The organism is Candidatus Kurthia intestinigallinarum, assembly GCF_003991225.1.
Lineage (GTDB): Bacteria > Bacillota > Bacilli > Bacillales_A > Planococcaceae > Kurthia > Kurthia populi.
Map to the genome: position 1 here is coordinate 1 of NZ_JTFC01000210.1, position 1,001 is coordinate 1,001.

The 1,001-nt window shown below is 37.9% G+C and carries 1 protein-coding gene; it reads left to right on the plus strand.

Annotated elements, in window-relative coordinates; translation table 11 throughout:
- Positions 1–119: 119 nt before the first annotated feature.
- A partial coding sequence (locus QI30_RS19890) for a hypothetical protein (RefSeq protein ID WP_148113927.1) occupies positions 120–1,001 on the plus strand: 882 nt, incomplete at its 3' end.

A 1,001-nucleotide genomic window follows, 5' to 3' on the forward strand; every position in this document is an offset into this window, starting at 1 on the left:
TGTCTAAAATTCAGAAATAAAGAGGTAAATAGAATAATTTAGAGAATTACTAATTTAATAAGGTTAACCAGTTAACCTTTAATATATCAATAACTTTTAGTTAACTTGGAGGAATTCAAATGGCAGATAAAACATTTGGTTTTAAAGTAAGCGATGAAGATTACGAACGTGCAAAATTCTTAATTGAAACAAGTGGACTTTCATCAAAAGAATGGTTTCAAAACGCTCTAGCTAATTACGAGGTCAAAGCACTACAAACAAACGCCCCTGAATACTCACGTAACTTAACAGAGCTTGAACTTCATACGACACGTATTTATGAATTAGTAGTGGGAATGGTGCAACAGTCTATTTATTTTAAAGATCATGCTGTACGTGAAGTATCAGAGCAACTTGAAAAGAAAGAACAACTAATGCTAGAGCTACAAGAAAAATTACATCAAACAAAACAAACTGTTCAGACCCTTCAAGCGGAAAAACAAGAACTTACGGCAGTTCAAGTAGAGCAAGCAAAACAGCTAGAGGAAGGTCGCCTTTCGACTGAAAACAGCCAACTCCTTATCGCAGAGTATAAGGAGAAAAATGATTCATTAACAGGACTGGTAACGAAGTATCAAGGCTATGCAGAGGAAAATGAACAACTGAAGGTGGCATTTGCCGAAGAAAAAGAGGCACTACTCACAGCTGCTGCTACTGAAAAGCAACAACTTGAACAGGCATTAACGACTGCTACAAATGAAGCAAAAGCGAATGAAGCGAAAGCCACTGAACTTGAAAAAGCATTAGCAGAGGAAAAAGCGAAGGCTGAACAAGCAACTGCCCTTCTACAAGAACGCCATGAGCTTGCATTAGAGCGTGCTATCGTAAAGGCTGAACGTGAATACCAGGAGAAATTACAGGCTCAGCTTGATACATACAATGCTCGTATCACAGAGCTTCAGGCTGAAAACGATCGTATTCGTGCATCTTATGAAAATCGTTTAGAAGAGCTTTTGAAATCG